Origin of the sequence: Kribbella sp. VKM Ac-2569, assembly GCF_004216905.1 — a bacterium.
Taxonomy (GTDB): Bacteria; Actinomycetota; Actinomycetes; order Propionibacteriales; family Kribbellaceae; genus Kribbella.
The window spans coordinates 304,914-325,589 of record NZ_SGXJ01000003.1; the positions used below are offsets into that span (position 1 = coordinate 304,914).

Consider the following 20,676-nt stretch of genomic DNA (forward strand, 5'->3'; position numbering starts at 1 on the left):
GGCTACGTGAGGCTGTTGCTGATGAAGGTCAGGGTGAGGGACTCGATCCGGCGGAGCTCGGCGTCCGGGGCGTCGCGGAGCGGGCCTTGGCCGGTGAGTTCGGCGGTCCCGTGGACGATGGACCAGATGGGGTACTCGATGCCGTCACGTCGTTGTGGATCGAGGACGCCGGCTTCCACGAGTTCGTCCAGCGCGGTGCGCAGGAGTCCCAACGGGGTACTGCGGTTCGATGCGCCGTCGCGGTCTGCGTACGAGTGCTGCCGCGGCACCGCGAAAGCGGTGGCGAACAGGCCGGGTTCCTTCCGAGCGAATTTCAGGTAGGCGGACCCGATCGCTCCCAGCCGGCGTCGCGCCGCGTCCGGATTGCCGCGTTTGCCGCGGATCCGGGTGAGGTCCGCTGTCATCCGGTCGGCCAGTTCGTTCATCGCGGCGGTGCAGACCTCGGCGAGTAGCTGGTCGCGGTCGGCGAAGTGCCGGTAGGCGGCGTTGGGTACGACGCCGACGATCCGGGTGGCTTCGCGAAGCACCACCGCTTCGGGCCCACCGCTGCGCGCCAGTTCGACTCCGGCCGCGATCAGGCCGGCGCGCACGTCGCCGCGCGGTCGTCGTCGCGATCGTGGTGCCTGGTCCGGTGCCGCTTCGCCCTTGTCCACCAGGCCACGATAACAATGTGGACGCTGTCCACTAAGTCGAGGTAATGTGGACGGTGTCCACTAAGTGTGAAGAGAGGGCCTCTGATGGAGGAGAAGTTCACAGCGGGAACGCGCCGCGACTGGGTGACGGCCGATGCCTGGTTCGTGGGTGGCCGGCGAGTGCGGTACGACCCGAAGACCGCACGAGTTGTTCCCGACGGCGAGGCCGCCGCGGGATCCGGCGTACTGAAGGTGTTCGAGCGGACGACGGCCGGCCCCGGGGGAGATGCTGTGTGGCTGACCCTGCTGCCTGGGTTCCCGGACGGTTCCTACGGATGGGCGCAGGTCGATCGCCTACTCCCCGCGGGCCTCGGGCCGCGGCTGTATGTCGAGCCCGTCGGGCAGGGGGACTCGGACAAACCCAAGCGTTACCGGCATTCCACCTACGGACGGGCGGATCTCGTCGAAGCGTTGTGGCGGCACCATGGCGTGCGCCGTACGGTCGTGGTCACCTTCGACTACGGTTCGCTGGCGCTGCTGGAGCTCCTTCGCCGCCGGCTGGAATCCGATCGGACCGCGCCGGCGATCGCGGCGGTCTTGATGGTGAACGGCGGCTTGTTCGCCGATGCGCATACGCACCCGTGGCAGGGGACGCCGATGCTCAGGTCTCCGCTCGGCGCGGCGATCGCACGAGAACTGAAGGGTGAGGTGCCGTTGTACGTCGGTGGTAGCGACGAGGACCCGTACGAGCATCGCCAGGTCACGCTGGCCCGCGAACGTGTGCCCGATGCGCAGATCATCACGTTCCCGGGCGGGCATCTGACCACCAGCGAGCACCCGGACCTGCTGGCCGGTGCTGTCACCGAGATCGCCTCCCGCCACGGCGTCGAGAATCGATCGATGTCCGAGGAGAAGGTATGAGCGACGCCGCGCTTTCCTCCCAATACGTGACCGGGACGTCCCGGGCCGACATCGAGCGGGCCTTGATTGCCGCGGGCAAAGATGTGCACGCGCTTCAGGTCGCCGACCTCGCGATGCTGGAGGATTACCACACCGGCGGCCGGATAGCGACGGTGCAGCTCGCCGATCTGGTCGACATCACGCCCGCGAGCTCAGTGCTGGATGCCGGTACGGGCATCGGAGGAACGGCACGTTATCTCGCAGACCAGTTCGGGTGCGCCGTGGCGGCTGTCGACCTCTCCGACGAGTACTGCGAGACCGCTCGCTGGCTCAATCGCCTGGTGGGCCTCGACGATCGGATCACGGTGACGCAGGGAGACGTGACCGCGCTGCCTTTCGACGACGCGTCGTTCGACGTCGTGTTCAGCCAGCATGTCCAGATGAACGTCGCAGGCAAGGACGAGCTCTACCAGGAGGCAAGGCGTGTCCTGAAGATCGACGGTCGCCTCGCGCTGTGGGATATCACCGCCGGCAACGGACGCGAACTCGACTACCCACTACCGTGGGCCGACCTACCCGACCACACTCATCTCAGCACGCCGGCAGCCCTGCGTGCCGGCATCGAGGCAGCCGGATTCACCATCGGCCACTGGACGGATCCGACCGAGGAGGTTGCGACGATGATGCGAGCGATTCAAGCACTGCCGCCCAGTCCGCTCGGTCTCCACGCGTTCGTCCCTGACTTCCAGAAGCGCCTGCAGAACCTCACTGCGGCCTTGTCCGACGGCCGCCTCCAAGCCATCCGAGCGATAGCGCAGACGCGCTAGACGTCCTGTAAGCCCGCCGCCGGCGTCATCTACCTAGGGGGCTGTGGACGGAGCCCGTCGAGGATGAGGGCGAGCATGCGTGGAGCCCGGTCTACGGGGCTGGAAGCGGCGCGCCAGAGTGCGCCGGTGAGTTGGAGGAAGTCGCCGGGGTCGGCGTCAGCCCGGATGCTGCCGTCCTTCTTGCCCGCGTCGAAGAGTTCGGTAATTGCGGCGACGACCGGCCCGTAGGTCTGCTCGGTGATCGCCTGGTGCGCTGTGGGGCTGAGCGCATCGCCCAGGCCGTGCTTTCTGCGCATTGCCTCGACCAGGCCGGTTGTCCAGTGCCGGAGCGCTTCGAGTGGCGGCATCTCGGCCAGCAGAACCGGCACGGTCGCGATGATCCGCTCGACCTCGTCCTGGTACACGGCGAGAACCAGCGTCTCCCTCGTGGGGAAGTTGCGGTAGAGCGTGCCCGCGCCGACGCCGGCGCGCTGGGCGATCTGGTTCATCGAGGTCGCGCCGTCCTCGGTGAAGGCCTCGCGGGCGACCGCGAGGATGCGGACCCGGTTCTCGCGGGCGTCTGAACGAACCATGAAAGCCCCATCTTGCTAAGTGGAGAGCTCTCCACTAAAGTATCCGGAGAACTCTCCACATAGCTTAGAGGAGCATCATGCGGTACATCAAGCTCGGCACGACCGGCCTGGACGTGTCACCGATCGCGATCGGCGCGATGACCTATGGCGAGCCCGACCGCGGCCATCCGGTGTGGTCGAAGGGCGAAGACGAGGCGCGACCGCTGATCCAGCACGCGCTGGAGGCGGGAATCAACTTCTTCGACACGGCGAACATGTATTCCAACGGGTCCAGCGAAGAGATCCTCGGCCGCGCGCTCAAGGACTTCGCCGACCGGGACGACGTCGTGGTCGCGACCAAGCTCCGGCACCCGATGCGTACCGGCCCCAATGGCCGCGGCCTGTCGCGGAAGGCGATCATGGCCGAGGTCGAGCATTCCCTGCGCCGCCTCGGGACCGACTACCTCGATCTGTACCAGATTCACCGCAACGACCACTCGACTCCGTGGGAGGAGACTCTCGAGGCGCTCAGCGACCTCGTGAAGTCCGGCAAGGTGCGGTACCTAGGTGCGTCGTCGATGCACGCCTGGGAGCTCGCGAAGGCCCTGCATCTGCAGAAGCAGAACGGTTGGGCGCGGTTCGTGTCGATGCAGGATCACTACAACCTGCTCGCTCGGGAGGAGGAGCGGGAGATGATCCCGCTGTGCCTGGACGAGGGCGTCGGCACGATCATCTGGTCACCGCTGGCCCGCGGGCGCCTCGCCCGCGGCTGGGACGAGGCCAGGTCGACCGCGCGCTCCGAGACCGACGGCGCCTACGCGGACCTGCTGTATTCGCCGGAGCAGGAGGCGTCCAACCGCGCGATCATCGAGGCAGTCGGACAGGTCGCGCAACGCCACGGCGTCAGCCGTGCCCAGATCGCACTCGCCTGGCTACGTCGTCAGCCGGTCGTAACCGCACCACTGGTCGGCGCCGGTTCGATCCAGCAGATCGACGAGGCTGTGGCATCGCTGGACGTCGAGCTCAGCGACGACGACGTACTCGCATTGGAAGCTCCGTACACGCCGCGGCACGACTGGCAGGGCATCTCCGACGAGGCCGAAATGGAAGCCATCCGCCGTCGAGTCCCAGGTATGGCGCTGTCGTGAGCTGGATGTAAGGACGGGCGCTCGGCCTTGGTCGGCCGGGCACCCAGCACGGTGTGGATGCCGGCGCCGGAGGCGAAGAGCGTGACGAAGCCCCCACTGGATGCGCGCCGGATGATTGCCGAAGGTATCTGGGTGGCGGAGGTGGTCATGTCAGCCGCCGATTGCGGCGGCGGGGATGATCGCGACGGGGCAGTCGGCGTGGTGGAGGACGGTTTGGCTGACGGAGCCGATGAGCATGCCGGCGAAGCCCCCGCGGCCGCGGGCGCCGAGGATAATCAGGTCGGCGTCCGATGAGAGGCGCAGGATGTGCTCGGCGGGGTGGCCGGTGATCTGGATGAGTTCGGCGTCGTGGCCGTCGCGTTTGTGGACGGCCTCGCGGAGTTGGTCTTCGGTGATCCGGTGCAGCTCGGTCCCGGTGGGCTGGGCGGCGACGACGCGTACGGCGAGGTTGTGGCGGCGGGCGTAGTCGATTCCGTAGTCGAGGGCTGTGTCGCCGGCGGGTGATCCGTCGTACCCGATGACGACGCGGGTTCCGTCGGGTTCGGCGAGGTCCGGGCGTACGACGACCACCGGGCAGCGGGCGTTCGCTGCGAGGTCGAGGCCGGTCGCACCGACGAGTGCGCCGGCCATGACGCCGAGTCCGCGGCTGCCGATCACCACGACCTCCGCGTCACTGGATGCCTTCACAAGAACCGTTGATGGCGTGCCCTTGTCGATGCGGGTGTCGATCTCGATGCCCGGGGCCAGCCCGCGGGCAAGTCTGACCGCGCGATAGACGACTTCGCCGGCGCTGGACGCGGCCTCATGTGCGGCGACGGCGTGCAGCATGCGGAGGTTGCAGCGCAACGACGCCGCTTCCGCGGCCGCCCACTTGATGGCGATGTCGGCGGCTGGTGATCCGTCGATGCCTACGACCACAGGCTTGTGCCTCATGCCGCCTCCTGAGCTCGTCTCGTTCAGCATCGCTCGTTCGGGTGGCGCGCGCACCGGCCGATCGGTCCTCAGGCAGTGAGGTCTTTCGGCCCTATGGGTGTCGGCCGGACCGGCGTTGGCTCGAACGGAATGGCCCGTCGAGCTGAAGGAGGACCCGATGCCAAGCATCCGGATCACGGCCGCCGCGGTTGCTCGCGAGGCGATCCGTCATCTGAGCGACAGCCGCGGCGCGCCGGTGATGTTCGTCCAGTCCGGCGGTTGTCGCGCCGGCAGTACGCCGATGTGCTACCCGGGGAACGAGTTCCTGGTAGTGGTCGAATCGACTACGCCGAACACGTCGAGGGGAGAGGTTGGCGCGTAGTCGGGCGGCCTTCTTGGTCGAGGCGTACGACTGTGTGCTTGTCCCATCGTTCGTCGGCGTGCGGATGGTCGGAACGCCAGTGGCAGCCGCGGCTGTCTTGTCGTGCGGTCGCCGCGACGACGACAGCCCGCGCCACCGTCGCGAGCGGTCCGGTGCCCATGGTGTCGAGCTCGTCCGCGGCGGCGTTCAGACCGGCGCCGTCGCGACGGATGCCGGCGTACCTGCTGAGGATCGTGCGAATCCGCTCCGGTTCACGATCATCGCCGAGCGTGAGCTCACGGGCGCGGCCGAGGTCCTTCGCGGGGAGGTCGAGGGTCAGGGCCGTTGCGACGCGTCGCCCGAAGACGAGTCCTTCCAGCAGGCTGTTCGAGGCGAGCCGGTTGGCCCCGTGTACCCCGGTCGCGGCGACCTCGCCGACTGCGTACAGGCCGGGTACGTCGGTTGCGCCGTTCCGATCGGTTCGAACGCCGCCGCACAGGAAGTGTTCGGCCGGCGCGACCGGGATCTGCTCGGACAACAGGTCGACGCCGATGCGTGCGCACGAGGCCAGTACGGTCGGGAACCGCTTCCGGAGTACGTCCGGCGCGACATCTGTCGCATCCAGCCAGACATGGTCTGATCCGTCGCGGCGCATCGTCGCCTCGATCGCCCGAGCGACGACGTCTCGGGGCGCCAGGTCGGCTCGCGGATGCCGTCCGGCCATGATCCGACGGCCGCGGACGTCGCGCAGTACGGCGCCTTCACCTCGGACTGCCTCGGTGACCAGGGGCAACTGACCGGTGGTCTCACCGGTGTGGAGCGCGGTCGGGTGGAACTGGACGAACTCCATGTCCACCAGCGACGCGCCGGCTCGCAGCGCCAAGGCGATCCCGTCACCGCGCACCGTCGCGGGATTGGTGCTGGCCAGGTACGCGTTGCCGATACCGCCGGTGGCCAGTACGACGGCGCGCGCCTCGATCTGCCTGAGTTCGGTGCCCGTCTCGGCGAGCACCCCGACCACGCTTCCGGACTCCGACTGAAGCAGACCGACGGTACGCCCGGTCACCGTCTGAACGCTGCTTCGCTGCAGGGCGCTCAGGAGTGCGCGATGAACCTCAGCACCGGTGGCGTCACCGCCTGCGTGCACGATCCGGGGACGACTGTGGCCGCCTTCCAGCGTCCTCGACAGCGAGCCGGCACCGTCACGGTCGAAGCGCGCCCCGTGAGCGATGAGTTCGGCAAGCCGCTGCGGTCCCTCCTCGACCAGCGCACGGACATTCCGGGGATCGCAGAATCCCGCGCCCGCGACCTCGGTGTCGTGCCGGTGGTCGAGCGGATCGTCCTCGCCGTACGCGGCCGAGATGCCACCCTGCGCCCAGGGCGTGCTGCCGTCGCCGGCACTGAGCAGGATCACCTGACGGGTCGCCGCGAGACCGAGTGCGGTTGACACGCCCGCCACGCCGGAGCCGATGACAACGACATCGGCCACGCGCGTCATCGAGCCCCCGCAGGCTTGCCGATGGCAACCATCCGCTCGACCGAACGCCGTGCCCGCTCGACGACCTCAGGCGGTAGCTGGATCTCGTCGCGTCCCTCCCGCAGGCACCGCACCAGCAGCTCCGGGGTGATCATCTTCATGAAGCGGCACGAGGCCTTCGGGTTCACCGGCAGGAACGTCGTGTGATGGTTGACCTTGCGAAGCTGATGGAGCATGCCGATCTCCGTCGCGACCAGAGCCGTCTTCGCCGTCAGGCCGCGAGCGGTGTCCAACATGCCGGCGGTGGAGAGGATATGGGTCCGCTCGGCCGGAAGATCACCCATGCCGGCGAGCCAGACGGCCGACGACGCGCAGCCGCACTCGGGGTGCACGAGGACTTCGGCCTCGGGATCGGCGGCTACCTGAGCGCGCAGGTCGGCCGCGCTGATGCCGGCATGCACATGGCACTCGCCCATCCACACCTCGATGTTGTCCCGGCCGGTCTGTCGCCGGACGTGGGCGCCGAGGAACTGATCGGGCAGGAACAAGACCGGCTGATCCGCCGGAATCGAGTTCACCACCTCCACTGCGTTGGACGAGGTACAACAGATGTCGGCCTCGGCCTTCACCGCCGCGCTGGTGTTGACATAGGCAACAACAACCGCCTCGGGGTGGTCAGCCTTCCAGGCCCGTAACTGGTCGGCGTCGATGGTGTCCGCCAGCGAGCAGCCCGCCTGGGCCGTCGGGATCAACACGGTCTTGTCGGGGCTGAGAAGTTTGGCCGTCTCCGCCATGAAGTGCACGCCGCAGAACACGATCGTGGACGCCTCGGTACTGGCCGCGATGCGCGACAGTGCGAGTGAGTCGCCGACGTGGTCGGCCACGTCCTGGATCGCCGGTTCCTGGTAGTTGTGGGCGAGAATCACAGCATCCCGCTCCTGGGCGAGGCGCCGTACCTCTTCCTGCCAGCTGATTGCCGTGCGCTGACCAACGGTCACAACAGATCCTTCTTTCGGGAGGTTTTCGCTTGATAAGCGATAACTGGGCATGGTAATGCCGTGACGATCCCTGGTTCACCCGGGGACGCGGGTCACCAGCAGACTGATGTCAAGTGCGGTAGGGGAGTGGGTCAGGGCGCCGACCGAAATGGCATCGACGCCGGTGGCGGCGACATCCGCAATGGTGTCCACGGTGATGTTGCCGGAGGCCTCGAGCCGGGTGGCGGATCCGGAGGCGTTGCGCCGCTCGACGATCAGGGCCATCTGCTCGACCGGCATGTTGTCCAGCAGGATCCACTCGACCTGGCAGTCCAGTGCTTCGCGGGCCTCCTCGGCAGTGGTGACTTCGACCTCGATCGCCATGCAGTTGTCCTCGGCGGCCATGCCGTCCCGGACCCGGCGAACGGCCGGGAGGACGCCGCCGGCCGCGGCGAGATGGTTCTCCTTGAGCAGCACCATGGCCGACAGGTCGAGCCGGTGGTTGGTCCCGCCGCCGCAACTCACGGCGTACTTGTCCATGGCCCGGAGGCCGGGTGCTGTCTTTCGGGTGTCGAGGAGCGCGATCGGGCGCCCATCGATCGCGGCAACGAACGCCGACGTGAGGGTTGCGATGCCCGACATCCGTTGTGCGAAGTTCAGCGCCACCCGCTCGCCGGTGATGACCGACCGCGCCGGGCCGCTGATCCACGCCAGCGGCTGCCCCGCGACAACCGGATCACCGTCGGCAACAGCCGTCCGCACCGTCACGGTGGGATCGACGGCGGCATACACCTCCTGTACAGCAGTCAGACCGGCCACGCGACCGGACTGCTTGGCGATCATCGTCGCCTCGGCCTCCAGCGCCTCCGGGACGCTCCATCGGGTGGTGACATCGTCTGCCGCCTGGTCCTCGATCAGTGCGGCCGCCACCGCGGTCCGGATCGTCTCCGTCGTCAGTTGCATCTGCTGCCCTGCTCTCCGTGATGTTTTCGCTTCCGAGGCGATAACTAGATGCACGCTACCATCGGCCTCGTGCCCACAGCCAAGAAAGGTGATCCGGTTAACTTCCCCAGCTACCCGCACGAGGTGCTCGCCGTGGTCCTGTCCGTTCGCGACGGCAGGCTGTGCGTGCTGCTGTGGAAACGCGCACGGAGCCCGTACCGCGGCCGCTGCGCGCTTCCCGGCGGCGGGGTCGAGCCCACGGAGCGGCTCCGGGACGCCATCACCGGGCACCTTGCGACGAAGGTCGACGTTCGCGACGTCGCGCACCTCGAACAGTTGGCCACGCACAGTGCGATCGATCGTGATCCGCGGGCCCGCGTGCTGGCGACGGGCTACCTGGGCCTTGTTCCGTCCGACGTACAGCCGAAGCTTCCGTCCGACACCCAGTGGCACCCCGTCGACGAGTTGCCGCGAACCGCGTTCGATCATCACTACTTCATCGATGCCGCGGTCGCGCGGTTGCGCGCGAAACTGTCGTACACGAACATCGGTTTCGCGCTGGCTCCGCTGGAGTTCACCATTGCGGAGCTACGTGATCTGTTCGGTGCCGCACTCGGCTACGAGCTCGGCGCCACCAATCTCACCCGCGTCCTGACCCGCAGGCACGTGATCGACCCTACCGAACGGCGAGCCAGCCCCGGCCAGAGCGGCGGCCGTCCTGCGACCGTCTACAAGTTCGTGGCCCGCGAGCTGACCGTCACCGATCCGTTCGCAGTACTCCGCCCACCCCGCTGACGCCGACGCAGAAGACCCTGGCCCCAACCACCGTCGTCGCCGGTCATCGTGCTGGTCGTGTTCTCGGGTGCTGGAGGAGCACGAGGCGCCTACACATGTCGACACGCCGTTGGGGTGGTTCGGGTCAGCCGCTTGAACGCGGTGGCGAAGTACTGCGTGCTGGCGAAGCCGAGGGAGTGCGCGATCTCGGTGACCGGCAGATCGGTCTCGCCGAGCAAGGTGCGGGCGTGCTCGATCTTGCTGCGGAGTATGAACTCGCCCGGCGGCACGCCGAGCTCCTGGCGGAACTGTGCGTGCAGGCGGGCCGGTGACAGGCCGACGGCGCGGCTGAGCATCGGCACGGTGATCGTCTCGCCGAGATGTTCTGCGACGTACTGCCTACTCCGCTCTACCACCGCCGACACCGGCCGCGCCTGGTCGGAGGCGCTCGCCGTCACTGTCCGGACCAGGAACTGCGCGAGGGACATCGCTGCCTGGAGTCGGGCGAGCTCGCTCGTCTGGCCGCTGAGCTGCGCGATCGCGTCGTCCAAGAGGAACCCTGCCTCGGGGTGTGCTCGGAACTGCCGGGTCGGGATGCCCAGTAGCGCCTGGGTCAGCTGTCGTCGGCGGGTGCTGTCCAGGTAGAGCAGCGGCGAGTCACGGACGCGGACGATCAGCCAGTACAGCACGCCCTTGTCCTCGGGCTCGCCGGCACTGTCGTGCTGCTCGTCCGGGAGGGTGACGAACTGGTCGCCGCCGCTGAGCTGATAGACCCGGTCGCCCAGCCGGTAGCGCTGCCGTCCCCGGGCCAGGAAGCAGACCTCGACGCAGCCGGGGTGGGAGTGCGCGCCGAGTACGTCGTGCGCATACGAGTACCGATAGCGGCCGAGGGTGACGACTCCGGGCAGGCCAGGATCCTGCAGCTCGAGTCGGTCGGCCATGTTCGATCTTCTCTCGCGTTCGATTCCGGACGCAAGCAGTCGGAGCCGTCCCTAGCGTCGTAGTCATGCTGAAAACAGACGATGTGGTCCGGTACCACGACCAGGGTTTCCTCGCGCTCGAGTCTTTCATCTCCGCCGAGGAGGTCGAGCGGATGCGTACGATCTATGACCGTCTCTTCGCCGAGCGGGCCGGACGTTCGGCCGGCGATCAGTTCGACCTGGCCGGTGCGGACGACGAGGAGAGCGAGGCCAACCTCCCGCAGATCCTCAACCCGTCGCGGTACGCGCCGGAGCTCCTGCGCAGCGAGACGCTCGATCGCGCGAAGGAGGTGCTGGCCGAGCTGCTCGGTCCGGAGGCGACGTTCGGCGGCGACCATGCGATCAACAAGCCGCCCCGGAACGGGGTCGAGACTCCCTGGCACCAGGACGAGGCGTACTGGAACCCGGCGGCCAGCTACCAGGCGCTGAGCATCTGGATCCCGTTGCAGGAGGCAACGGTTGACAACGGCTGCATGCATTTCGTCCCCGGCTCGCACCACGGCGAGGTGGTCCCGCATCGGCCGATCGGCGGCGACCCACGGGTGCACGGCCTCGAAGTGGAGCCCGGATCGGTCGATGTCTCCACCGCCGTGGTGTGCCCGATCCCGGCCGGCGGGGCGACGATCCACGCCAGCCGCACCCTGCACTACACGTCCCCGAACCGGTCCGCCGACCACCGGCGGGCGTACATCATCAGCGGCGGAACCCCGGAGGAGCAGGCCGCCGCGCCGCGCGACTTCCCGTGGCAGGCCGCCCGGCGCACCGCACGTGAAGAGCGAGCCAACGCCGCCCGCCCCACGGACGGCTGACCGCCAGCGGCGCCAGCTGATTCACCGAGTGCGTAGCGGTCGTTGCCGGCAGCGTTTATGGGTGGCGGATGTAGTACTCGGTGAACTCGCGGCAGCGTCCTTCGTCGTCGAAGCGCATGATGAAGCAGTTCTCGTAGGTGCGGACGATGGGGCCGTCAGGCACTTCGCGGTAGCGCGACGTGCCGGTGGCCACCACGGTGTCACCGTCGACCGCGACCGGCGAGTATTCGGCCTCGTAGGTGCCGGGTGCGTCGCGGGTGGAGGCGTCGTCCGACGCGCTCTGTCCTAGCCAGGATGCGACGACGGCGTCCCGACCGGCGATCGGCTCGTCATACGGGTGGTAGCGGTACGCGATGTTCTCGCTGAACAGGCCCGCAATGTCGCCCGGATCGTAGGACATCCACGCCTCGACGTACCGGTCGAGCCAGTCCCGAGCTGTCTCATGATCCATTGACCCACCTTAATCCGCGATCTTTCTCCGGAGAACGCAATGCGGTCGGCCCGATGGCGTCCGAGGCCGTGACAATCCCGTTTCTGCGATTGAGACTGGCGTCATCGATCGGGGTCTGCTCGGTGTTTTCGTGACTGGCTGGTCTCCAAATCGGTAGTGCACTGCCAGGGGGCAAGGGCACGTCACGACCGCGCGGTTTCGCTGGTCTGTGGCAGGCAGTAGGTGGGGACCGGGGAGGTTGATCATGTCAGGTACGAACATGCCCGAACGCGGGTTCCAGATCAGTCGGCGGCAGGCTCTCGTGGCGCTCGGGTTGGCGGGGGTTGCCGGCGTGGACGCGGTCGCGAGTACGTCGAGCGCGTACGCCGGGGATCGCAGCGGCGTGCCGACGATCAGCGGACGCGTCGTGGCGGTCGGCATTCCCGGCGCGTCGGCGATCGCTCCGGTCGGCACATTCCTGCCCGGGAGTCCGATCAATTCCAATCCCGTCCTTGCGGCCTTCACACAGCCTGGCCGGGTGTGTGACCCGACGCGCATCGTGGTCGGGAGCAGGTCGAACTTCGGCGCCCCGAAGGCCAACGAGGATCAGGCGGCGGGGTCGTTCCTTTCCATCGATCCGGGCAGCGCCGATCTCGCCGTACCGGCCAGATTCGCGGCTTCGGGAGGGCAGGTGTCCGTGCTGGGCGGGGCCGTCCAGATGTACAGCGCGCAGAGCCCGAACTGGCGCAACGGTTTCTACACACCCGGTGCTGTGACCGCCGATCAGACGGCGGTCGCGAACCCGCTCGGTATGTCGATCAACAATGCCTTCGGCCGGTTCTGGCCGGCCAATGCGCCGTACGGGCTGAACGGCCCCGGCTCGTCGTCGATCGCCGATCCGGACGGCCGTCCACTCGCCGGTGCACTCAACCCGAGCACGGGTGGTGTCTACTTCGACGATGTCACCGGTCGTACCCCGACCCAGGTCGTTCCCGGCGCGATATCCAAGGCGGCAGTCGGTACGGCGCTGATCGGCCGATCCCCGGACGGCAGCGGGCGTGCCGTGTTCGCGGTCGTCGTGGCCGATGGGAGCGTCGTGCAGGAGCACACGGTGAAGGCGCTCGACGGTATCGCGCCAGCGGGTACGGTCCAGCCACTCGTCCATCGCTCCTGGGGCGATGCGAGCGGCCATCGCGGGCCGGTCTCGCTGCCGCGGCTCGGAGTCGTGATGAGCTATGCGCCCGAGCTCGTCCTCTACGTGAGTCAGCCCTTCGACGATTCGATCAAGGTGATCACGCTGACGATCGGTGGCCCGGGAGGCAACGAGGTCTTCGTGCCCAGCGGACTGCGCACCATCAGGTCGTCCGGCTTGGATCAACCGCTCGACCTCGCTCCGGTGCGGATCGAGATCGTGCATCCCGATCGGGCCAGCAACACGACGCTGCAGCCGGGCAGTGACTTCTACGTCTGCAACCGTGGCAACGACACGATCGTCCGGATGCAACAGGACGGCACGATCGTGGGCGTCCGCAGAGTTCGCGTGGGGTCTCACTCGCTCGGTGTTGCACGGCTGAACGGCATCGCGACCTCGACCGACGGATCCAGGATCTGGGTGACCTACGTGGGCGCGCTGCCCGGCAGCGACGACGACCAAGGAGGCATCCTCGAGCTCCCCACCTTCTGACCGTCTCTATACGGTTGCCAGCAGCAACTTGCCTGATTCGTTCTCCAGGAAACACAACAGCTGGAGCACTGCGCCGACTGCATGAGACGAAACAACCGTTTCAGTCTCCGAGGAGGAACACGCACCTTAACCACACGCCTGGAGCTCGGCGAGGAAGTCGTTGGACGGGGCTTTGCTGAGCGGCACGGGGCGAGCTGTTGCGGCGCCCGTGTGGCAAGACACGCGAACGGCGGCACGACTCAGACCACCGAGTGGCCGGCGGGCAGACGCTAGCCTTCCGGAGACGAATCGATCACGGCCTCCGGAGGGACATCGTGGCGAAGAAGCAAGCCGACCCATTGCCGCAACACACGGTCGAAGAGATTCGCGCCGCGTGCGAGGCTCCCGTACCCGCGGGCGTGACGATGGTCCTGATGAACAAGACCGTTACCGGACTGCACGTCCACGAGGGCGGTGTCTCGGTCCTCGAGCGCCCCGACCGTCCATGGCGTCAACTGCCCGCGGTAACTAGGGTGTCCCGCGGCGTGTTCATCCGGAGCCGCATCAGGCTCCGGTTCGCGGACGGGAGCAAGGCGACGGTGCGCCCGTACAAGGCGAAGTTGCGGTGTCTCCTCGAGACGGGCAAGCGCGACAGCTTGAACTTCTCCTCACCGAGCAGCGGCGACGCCCGCAACAACGACTCGGCCCTGGACAGCCTCGCCGCAATCTTCGTGATCCTGGTGGCGATCGTGCTGTTCCCGATCTCGCTGGTCCTGCTGGCTCGCGAGATGCTCGGTGTCTCCGCGCGGGCGAAGCAGGCGGCACTATTGCTGCCGCAGTTGCAGGCCGTCGCCCAGGCCAAGTGAACCGGCGGCCGCTCGCCCGTCGTCGTTACCGCTGCGAACGTCCTCGGACCGGGCTCGTCTCCTGCACCGGCATCTTGTTCGGCGGAACGCGGTAGGGCAGCCCGGGGCCTGAGCAAGGCGCTGCCGCTGTCACCGCCAGGGCAGTATTAGGCGCCCGGGTGCAGGCCGAGCCAGCCGGGGCTGGGGGCGCCTTGAACTTCGCCGAGGTAGAGCGAGAAGGTCTGCTTCCAGCGCTCAACCTCGGCCCGGTCGGCCATGAACCGCGGGAAGCCTTCGAGGTTGGCGTTCTTGTACGTCCAGATCGGCTTGAGTCCACCGGCCGGGGCGACATCGGTACGGACCGACCAGCTGTTGAAGGCGTTCTGCTGTACGGCGGTCGAGAGCGCCCAGTTCAGGTACAGCTTCGCGGCGGCAGGGCGTTTGGAGGCGGCCCGTGTGCTCGACGTGTATGGCGGCCAGCCACAGCTCGCGATTTAACGATAATGGTTTTCATGTGCTAGTTTCTCGGTGACCCGTCCGCCACCGGGAAGAGGCTCCCGTGCGTGTTGTCGCTGTTGGTGTTGTGTTGTCGTCGGTGTTGCTGACCGGGTGTTTCGCCGGCGGCGCCGACCCGGCTCCGGCTGCCGGCAGGACCGACGGCCGGATCGCGGTCGCGATGATGCAGCCGCCGCGTTCAGGGCTGTCGCCGTTCAGCGACGACGCGTTCAAACTGTCCCGGTGGAGCACGGCGGAGACGCTGGTCACGCTGGACGAGATCGGCGACGCCCAGCCGGGCCTGGCGACCGCGTGGAAGCGGATCTCGCCGGTGAGTTGGGAGTTCAGTATCCGGCCGGGAGTGAAGTTCCACGACGGTACGACGCTGACCGCAGCGGTCGCGGCGTACGCGTTGGACAAGGCAACGACCGCCTCGCCGAAACCGCGGATCCTGGACGGCGTGAGGCTGACGGCGGTTGCCAAGGGCAATCAGCTCGTCGTGACCACCGGTAGCCCGGATCCGCTGGTGCCGCAACGGTTGTCGTCGCCGCAGCTATCGGTCCTGTCCAAGGCGGCGTACGCGAAGACCCGGGTCAACCCGGTCGGGACCGGGAGTGGGCCCTTCGAGCTGGTCGAGGTCCGTGGCACCACCGGCGCACGACTCGAGCGGTACGACGGGTACTGGGGTAGCCGCGCCAAGGCGGCGGGGATCGACGTGTCGTTCGTGCCGGACGGCGCGGCGCGAGCGGCCGCGATCCGGAGCGGGACGGCACAGTTGGTCGAGTCGATCCCGGTGTCGCAGGCCGCGCTGCTCGAGCCGGAGACCGTGACCGAGGTACCGATGCCGCGGACGAACACGCTCTACCTGAACACGAAGTCCGGCCCGCTGCGGGATCCGGGGCTGCGGGCAACGATCCGGGACGCCATCGATCGTGAGGCGCTGGTGAACGGCGTCTACGAGGGGCGTGCGGACAAGGCGGCCGGTCTGCTCGGCCCGGCGTTGCCGTGGGCGGCTGAGGGTCGTAAGGAGCCGTCCGGTCGTACGGCGGCCAAGCCGGTGGCCAAGGGGGCGGGCGGTACGACGATCACTCTGGCGACGTTCTCCGATCGGGCCGAGTTACCGGAGGTGGCGTCCGTTCTGCAGCAGCAGTTGCAGCAGGCCGGGTTCACGGTGAAGCAGGTGGTTCGTGAGTACGCGCACATCGAGGAGGATGCGCTGGCGGGGAAGTTCGACGCGTTCATCCTGTCGCGCGCGACGGTGCTCGACTCCGGTGACCCGGTGTCGTACCTGTACTCGGACTTCGCGTGCCAAGGCTCCTTCAACATCTCCCAACTCTGTGACCCGGCCGTGGATGCCGCGCTCACGAAGGCGGCCGGGACGGAGACCGGCGACGCCCGTCGTACGGCGATCATGGAAGCGGAGGCGCAGGTCCTGCGGACCGACGCCGCCGTCCCGTTGCTGCACGAACGGGTCATCCAAGGCGATGCGACCACGCTCGCCGACTCGGCCAAGGACCCTCGCGAGCGGCTGTTGGTCACGGCAGCAACCCACCTGAAGTGAGGGAGCGCGTTGTCGGCGTGCTGTCGCGGGCCGGTGCGCTCGCGGTGGTCGTCGCCGCGATCGGCCTGCTGCCGTGGCTGTCGGGGCGGGACGTCGCCTTGTCGGTACTGCGAGCCCGGGCCGCTGAGCAGGAGCCGACGGCTGAGGCGATCGAAGCCGTGCGGAACGAGCTCGGGTTGGATGCCGGGCCGCTGGCACTGCTGGCCCGGTGGTTCGGGGGAGTCGTACGCGGCGACTTCGGGACGTCGTGGGCCAACGGAGCCGAGGTGTTGCCGTCGATCGTGACCGCTGCCGGCGCGTCGCTGACGTTGATGGCGGCCGCGCTCGGCATCGCGCTCGCGATCGCCGCCGCGATCTGCGTGCCCACGCTGGTTCGCGGCGCCCGCGGAACATTACGGGCTAAAGGCAACGGAATCCTCGCCACCTCGCTGGCCGCGCTGCCCGAGTTCCTGCTGGCCACGCTGTTGATGCTCACCTTCGCGGTCTGGCTCGGGTGGTTGCCGCCGTACGGCTGGGAAGGCCCGACGCACCTCGTTCTTCCGGCGGTCGCGCTCGCGCTGCCCGCCGGCGGAATTCTCGGACGGCTGGTCGTCGACGCGTTGCCGGCTGTCTTCGCCGAGCGCTGGGTCAGTCTGTGGCGATCCGCGGGCTGTACTCCGCGCAGCATCGCAGCGGCGGCCGTACGACGTGCAACTCCGGCCGTCGTACCTCAGCTGGGCTTGGTCGCCGTCGGGCTCACTGGTGGCGCGGTCGCGGTCGAGACCGTCTTCGCTATCCCGGGCATCGGCCGGACTGCGCTGGGAGCGGCCGAGTCCCAGGATCTTCCTCTGCTCCAAGGCGCCGTCCTCGCGTTGATTCTGCTCGGTGTTGCCGCAGGTCTCCTCGCCCAGACCGCAAGGCGCCGACTGCTCGGCCGGGCCCTCCGTGACCAGGCACTGAGCCTGCCCGTCACTCCAGCGGTGCCGGCGGGCCGGTTGACCCCAGTCGTCTGCGCGGTAGTTCTCGCCGTAGTCATCGGCTGGGGCTTAACACTCGACCCGCTGCACTTGGACACCACCGCCCGCCTCGCCACCCCGAGCTGGGACCACCCACTCGGCACCGACTCGCTCGGCCGGGACGTGCTGGCCCGGGTCGGTCACGGTGCCGTGACGACCATCGGCACCGCTGTCGTCGTCTGCGCGGTCTCCTTCGTCATCGCGCTGGGAGCCGGCCTCCGCCCGGTCGCGGCCGAAGGCGTCTCCGAGATCGCGAACGCCGTACCGCCGGTCATCGCCGGCATCCTGGTCGTCGCCGTCCTGGGACCCGGCACTCTCGGCGCCTCGATCGCGGTCGCCCTCGTGTCCTGGCCGCCGCTGGCCGCTCACGCCGCCGCGCTCACGCAGGAAACCCGAGCCGCCGCGTACCTGACGGCCCAGAAGGCGATCGGCGCGAGTCGCACCTGGATCCTCACCCGGCACGTCCTCCCGGCCGTGGTCGGGCCTGTGGCGCGGCACGCCGTACTTCGGCTGCCGGGGATCGCGCTGGCCCTGGCCTCGTTGGGCTTTCTCGGTCTCGGCTCGCAACCGCCGGCGCCCGAGTGGGGCTCGGGTCTGGCCGAGTCCCTGCCGTACGTCGAACGCGCACCCTGGGCCACCCTCGCGCCTGCGATCATGCTCCTCGTCCTCGCGGCGCTCGCGGTGTCCCTGTCGACGGGACGGCGGCGATGACTGAGCTCGTCGTTCGCGACCTGCACGTGCGGATCCGTGGTACGCACGCCGTACGTGGTGTGTCGTTCGCCGTACACAAAGGCGAAGTTCTCGCCCTGGTCGGTGAATCCGGTGCCGGCAAGTCACTGACGATGCAGGCCGTCCTCGGCCTGCTCCCACCCGAGGCCGAGGTCGACGGCAGCATCCGCTTCGCCGGCCGTGAGTTCGCGGGCGCATCGCAGACCGAGTACGCCGACCTGCGCGGCAGTCGACTGGGATTCGTACCGCAGGACGCGCTCTCGGTGCTCAGCCCGGTGCACACCATCGGGGACCAACTCGCGCGCGCGGTCCGATCGGTCCAGCGCACGGACCGCAGGACGGCGGACAACGCGGCGAGAGCTGTGCTCGACCGGGTCGGGATCGACGATGCCGTACGTCGCGCCCGCGCCTATCCTCACGAGTTCTCCGGCGGCATGCGCCAGCGCGCCGTGATCGCGATGGCCATCGTCAACCAGCCGGAGCTGATCGTCGCCGACGAACCCACGACCGCCCTCGATCCCCGTATCCAGGCCCAGATCCTGGACCTGCTCACCGGGCTGAGAGACGACTCGGCCATCGTCCTCGTCACCCATGATCAGGACGCGGTCGCGACGTACGCCGACCGGACTCTGACGCTCCACGAAGGCCGGATCGCCGACTCGCCGCACGTCGACAGCATCCGCCCGAGGACGGCCACACCGCCGATCGCCGATCCGCCGCTGCTCGCCGTACGCAACCTGACCGTCAGGTACCGAGGCCGCCAGGAACCTGCGGTCGACGACGTGTCCTTCGACGTCCGTCACGGCGAGACGGTCGCGCTGATCGGCGAGTCCGGTTGCGGCAAGTCCAGCACCGCGTCCGCCGTCCTGCAGCTTCGGCGTCCGGAGGCCGGCGAGGTCCGGCTCGACGGAACCGCCCTGGACGACAGCACCATCCATCGGCTTCGCCCGGCCATGCAGCCGGTGTTCCAGGACCCCTACGGCTCGCTCAGTCCGCGGTTGAAGATCCTTGACGCGATCGCCGAACCGCTCAAGGTCCAAGGCCGCTGGGATCCGCGGAGGGGGCCGGCCCGGGTCGCCGAGCTGATGGAACAGGTCCACCTCGACCAGTCGCTCGCCGACCGGCGGCCGCGCGAACTCTCCGGCGGTCAGTGCCAGCGCGTCGGCATCGCTCGCGCGCTGGCCAGTGATCCGAAGCTGCTCGTCCTCGACGAGCCGGTGTCGTCCCTGGACGCGAGGGTCCGCGCAGGCGTTATCAACCTGCTCACCGAACTCCAGCGCGACCTAGGCCTCGGCTACCTCTTCATCTCCCACGACCACGGTCTTGTGGAGCAGATCGCCCACCGGACCCTCGTCATGCGCGAAGGCCGATTCCTGGACTGAGTCGAACTCGGCAACATCAGCATCCGAGTGCGGTCACGGGTTTCGAAGTCTTCCGGCCCGGGATCGGCGGGCGTCGATCTCGGGCATGTGGGTCTCCGCCCATTCGCGGAGCGCGGCAAGGGGCTCGTCGAGGGTGAGTCCGAGTGGGGTGAGGGCGTAGTACACGGCAGGCGGGATGCTCGGCTCAACGCGGCGCGTCACGAGCTGATCCTCCTCGAGCCCGCGCAGCGTCTGCGTGAGCATCTTCGCCGAGACACCCGGCGTACGGCGTTTGAGGTCCGCGTACCGCAGTTCGCCGGACTCGGCGAGGGTCTTGACGATCATCACGACCCACCTGCTGCCGACGCGATCGAGCAGTCGGCGGGTCGGGCACGCCGGACTGAACAGATCGCCCCGCCGGGCGGTCACCTCAGGGTGACCAGGTGTCCCGGAAGTGCGGTCTTCCATGGTGTCTCCCCGGTTTCTACGGTGTTCCAGGTAACCAACGGTAACCGAGGAGGATTCTGGTGATCGACACCGGCGTGGGTCCCGCTGTCGTACTGCTGCACGGCTTTCCGCACACGCATCGGTTGTGGGAGCTCGTCGTACCGAGACTGTCGGAGTCGTACCGGGTGATCGCGCCGGACCTGGTCGCGGGGGGATCGGCGCTCGAGCTCGCGGGCTGGCTGGCCGGTCTCCTCGACTCCCTTGGTGTGGAGCGCACCGCAGTGGTGGGAATCGACGCGGGTGTCCCGGCGGCCGTGGGGTTCGCCCTCGAACATCCTGCCCGCACAGATCGGCTGGCGGTCATGGAGGCGGTGCTGCCCGGCATCGCCGGAGCGGAAGCGTTCGCGCAGCGAGGCCTGCCGTGGTGGTTCGGCTTCCATCAGGTGCCTGGGCTCGCGGAGAAGGTGCTGGTCGGTCATGAGCGCGAGTACATCGAATGGTTCCTGCGTGCCGGCACGGTTGACGGCGCGGGCATCGGACCTGAGCTGACCGACGCGTTCGCTTCCGCTTACACGGGGACGCAGGCCTTGGCCTCTGCGTTCGAGCACTACCGCGCGATGCCGCGTACGGCACAGGAGCTGACGCCACTGCTGCGCGAGCGGCGCCTGAACCTACCGGTTCTCGCGATCGGCGCTCAGCCTGTTGGGCCGGTGCTAGCAAGTCAGCTCAGCGCATCGGCGGACAACCTCACCGCGGTCCAGTTCGACGACTGCGGACACTTGATTCCGCTGGACGCTCCGGACCGGCTCCTGGCGGCGCTGCTTCCGTGGCTCAACAACGTCTAGGCGGCGTTCCACCTG

Annotated in this window: 22 protein-coding genes; 13 read left to right on the plus strand and 9 right to left on the minus strand. The window is 68.3% G+C overall.

Features of this window, described 5'->3' with window-relative positions; genetic code table 11:
- Window positions 1-2: 2 nt before the first annotated feature.
- Complete coding sequence (locus EV649_RS21700; RefSeq protein ID WP_130385385.1) at window positions 3-653, minus strand: TetR/AcrR family transcriptional regulator; 651 nt, start codon at window positions 651-653, stop codon at window positions 3-5.
- An 84-nt stretch (window positions 654-737) separates the two neighbouring features.
- Here EV649_RS21700 and EV649_RS21705 point away from each other — a divergent pair, with 84 nt between their 5' ends.
- Both EV649_RS21705 and EV649_RS21710 read left to right on the plus strand, forming a co-directional pair.
- On the plus strand, window positions 738-1,553 hold the full coding sequence (locus EV649_RS21705) for an alpha/beta hydrolase (RefSeq protein ID WP_130385386.1): 816 nt from the start codon (window positions 738-740) through the stop codon (window positions 1,551-1,553).
- Complete coding sequence (locus tag EV649_RS21710) at window positions 1,550-2,359, plus strand: class I SAM-dependent methyltransferase (protein ID WP_130385387.1); 810 nt, start codon at window positions 1,550-1,552, stop codon at window positions 2,357-2,359. Before EV649_RS21705 ends, EV649_RS21710 begins: the two co-directional genes overlap by 4 nt.
- Before the next feature lie 29 nt (window positions 2,360-2,388).
- Here the strand turns inward: EV649_RS21710 and EV649_RS21715 are convergent, their stop codons facing one another.
- On the minus strand, window positions 2,389-2,931 hold the full coding sequence (locus tag EV649_RS21715; RefSeq protein ID WP_130385388.1) for a TetR/AcrR family transcriptional regulator: 543 nt from the start codon (window positions 2,929-2,931) through the stop codon (window positions 2,389-2,391).
- Between the two features lie 77 nt (window positions 2,932-3,008).
- On the opposite strand from EV649_RS21715, the gene EV649_RS21720 reads away from it, so the two are divergent.
- Window positions 3,009-4,058 (plus strand): aldo/keto reductase, encoded by a 1,050-nt coding sequence (locus EV649_RS21720; RefSeq protein WP_130385389.1) that lies wholly within the window; start codon window positions 3,009-3,011, stop codon window positions 4,056-4,058.
- A 150-nt stretch (window positions 4,059-4,208) separates the two neighbouring features.
- Here the strand turns inward: EV649_RS21720 and EV649_RS21725 are convergent, their stop codons facing one another.
- Entirely contained in the window at window positions 4,209-4,991 is a 783-nt protein-coding gene (locus EV649_RS21725) for a universal stress protein (RefSeq protein WP_198682622.1), read from the minus strand.
- A 157-nt stretch (window positions 4,992-5,148) separates the two neighbouring features.
- On the opposite strand from EV649_RS21725, the gene EV649_RS21730 reads away from it, so the two are divergent.
- On the plus strand, window positions 5,149-5,352 hold the full coding sequence (locus EV649_RS21730) for a DUF779 domain-containing protein (RefSeq protein ID WP_130385391.1): 204 nt from the start codon (window positions 5,149-5,151) through the stop codon (window positions 5,350-5,352).
- On the opposite strand, the gene nadB is transcribed toward EV649_RS21730, so the two are convergent.
- The 3 genes from nadB to nadC are packed head-to-tail and all read right to left on the minus strand — an operon-like array spanning window position 5,315 to window position 8,748.
- Window positions 5,315-6,829 carry an L-aspartate oxidase gene (gene nadB / locus EV649_RS21735; RefSeq protein WP_130385392.1) on the minus strand — a complete coding sequence of 505 codons (1,515 nt, stop codon included), beginning with the start codon at window positions 6,827-6,829 and terminating at the stop codon, window positions 5,315-5,317. The genes EV649_RS21730 and nadB overlap by 38 nt on opposite strands.
- The gene (gene nadA, locus EV649_RS21740) at window positions 6,826-7,857 is read right to left on the minus strand and encodes a quinolinate synthase NadA (RefSeq protein WP_130385393.1); all 1,032 of its coding nucleotides are present in this window, start codon (window positions 7,855-7,857) and stop codon (window positions 6,826-6,828) included. Before nadA ends, nadB begins: the two co-directional genes overlap by 4 nt.
- Before the next feature lie 24 nt (window positions 7,858-7,881).
- Entirely contained in the window at window positions 7,882-8,748 is an 867-nt protein-coding gene (gene nadC, locus EV649_RS21745; RefSeq protein ID WP_130385394.1) for a carboxylating nicotinate-nucleotide diphosphorylase, read from the minus strand.
- Between the two features lie 69 nt (window positions 8,749-8,817).
- On the opposite strand from nadC, the gene EV649_RS21750 reads away from it, so the two are divergent.
- Entirely contained in the window at window positions 8,818-9,522 is a 705-nt protein-coding gene (locus tag EV649_RS21750; protein WP_241998512.1) for an NUDIX domain-containing protein, read from the plus strand.
- An 89-nt stretch (window positions 9,523-9,611) separates the two neighbouring features.
- Here EV649_RS21750 and EV649_RS21755 read toward each other — a convergent pair whose 3' ends face one another.
- Window positions 9,612-10,442 (minus strand): AraC family transcriptional regulator, encoded by an 831-nt coding sequence (locus EV649_RS21755; RefSeq protein ID WP_130385396.1) that lies wholly within the window; start codon window positions 10,440-10,442, stop codon window positions 9,612-9,614.
- Between the two features lie 65 nt (window positions 10,443-10,507).
- Between EV649_RS21755 and EV649_RS21760 the strand changes: the two genes are divergently transcribed.
- Window positions 10,508-11,290, plus strand: a complete 783-nt coding sequence (locus EV649_RS21760) for a phytanoyl-CoA dioxygenase family protein (RefSeq protein ID WP_130385397.1) — start codon at window positions 10,508-10,510, stop codon at window positions 11,288-11,290.
- A gap of 55 nt (window positions 11,291-11,345) precedes the next feature.
- On the opposite strand, the gene EV649_RS21765 is transcribed toward EV649_RS21760, so the two are convergent.
- On the minus strand, window positions 11,346-11,741 hold the full coding sequence (locus tag EV649_RS21765; RefSeq protein ID WP_130385398.1) for a nuclear transport factor 2 family protein: 396 nt from the start codon (window positions 11,739-11,741) through the stop codon (window positions 11,346-11,348).
- Window positions 11,742-11,985: 244 nt separating this feature from the next.
- Here EV649_RS21765 and EV649_RS21770 point away from each other — a divergent pair, with 244 nt between their 5' ends.
- The 6 genes from EV649_RS21770 to EV649_RS21795 all read left to right on the plus strand — a co-directional run bounded on the left by EV649_RS21770 (window position 11,986) and on the right by EV649_RS21795 (window position 19,390).
- Window positions 11,986-13,404 carry a hypothetical protein gene (locus EV649_RS21770; RefSeq protein WP_130385399.1) on the plus strand — a complete coding sequence of 473 codons (1,419 nt, stop codon included), beginning with the start codon at window positions 11,986-11,988 and terminating at the stop codon, window positions 13,402-13,404.
- Between the two features lie 314 nt (window positions 13,405-13,718).
- Entirely contained in the window at window positions 13,719-14,249 is a 531-nt protein-coding gene (locus EV649_RS21775; protein WP_130385400.1) for a hypothetical protein, read from the plus strand.
- Window positions 14,250-14,528: 279 nt separating this feature from the next.
- A complete protein-coding gene (locus EV649_RS40850; RefSeq protein WP_157996281.1) occupies window positions 14,529-14,726 on the plus strand; it encodes a hypothetical protein in 198 nt (65 codons plus the stop codon).
- Window positions 14,727-14,787: 61 nt separating this feature from the next.
- Complete coding sequence (locus EV649_RS21785; protein ID WP_241998513.1) at window positions 14,788-16,284, plus strand: ABC transporter substrate-binding protein; 1,497 nt, start codon at window positions 14,788-14,790, stop codon at window positions 16,282-16,284.
- The gene (locus EV649_RS21790; protein WP_130385401.1) at window positions 16,281-17,990 is read left to right on the plus strand and encodes an ABC transporter permease subunit; all 1,710 of its coding nucleotides are present in this window, start codon (window positions 16,281-16,283) and stop codon (window positions 17,988-17,990) included. Before EV649_RS21785 ends, EV649_RS21790 begins: the two co-directional genes overlap by 4 nt.
- Window positions 17,987-19,390, plus strand: a complete 1,404-nt coding sequence (locus tag EV649_RS21795) for an ABC transporter ATP-binding protein (RefSeq protein ID WP_130385402.1) — start codon at window positions 17,987-17,989, stop codon at window positions 19,388-19,390. The genes EV649_RS21790 and EV649_RS21795 overlap by 4 nt, the downstream gene beginning before the upstream one ends.
- A gap of 33 nt (window positions 19,391-19,423) precedes the next feature.
- Here the strand turns inward: EV649_RS21795 and EV649_RS21800 are convergent, their stop codons facing one another.
- Complete coding sequence (locus EV649_RS21800) at window positions 19,424-19,837, minus strand: helix-turn-helix domain-containing protein (RefSeq protein WP_130385403.1); 414 nt, start codon at window positions 19,835-19,837, stop codon at window positions 19,424-19,426.
- 59 nt (window positions 19,838-19,896) lie between these two features.
- On the opposite strand from EV649_RS21800, the gene EV649_RS21805 reads away from it, so the two are divergent.
- Window positions 19,897-20,661 carry an alpha/beta hydrolase gene (locus EV649_RS21805; protein ID WP_130385404.1) on the plus strand — a complete coding sequence of 255 codons (765 nt, stop codon included), beginning with the start codon at window positions 19,897-19,899 and terminating at the stop codon, window positions 20,659-20,661.
- The last annotated feature ends 15 nt before the right edge of the window (window positions 20,662-20,676 follow it).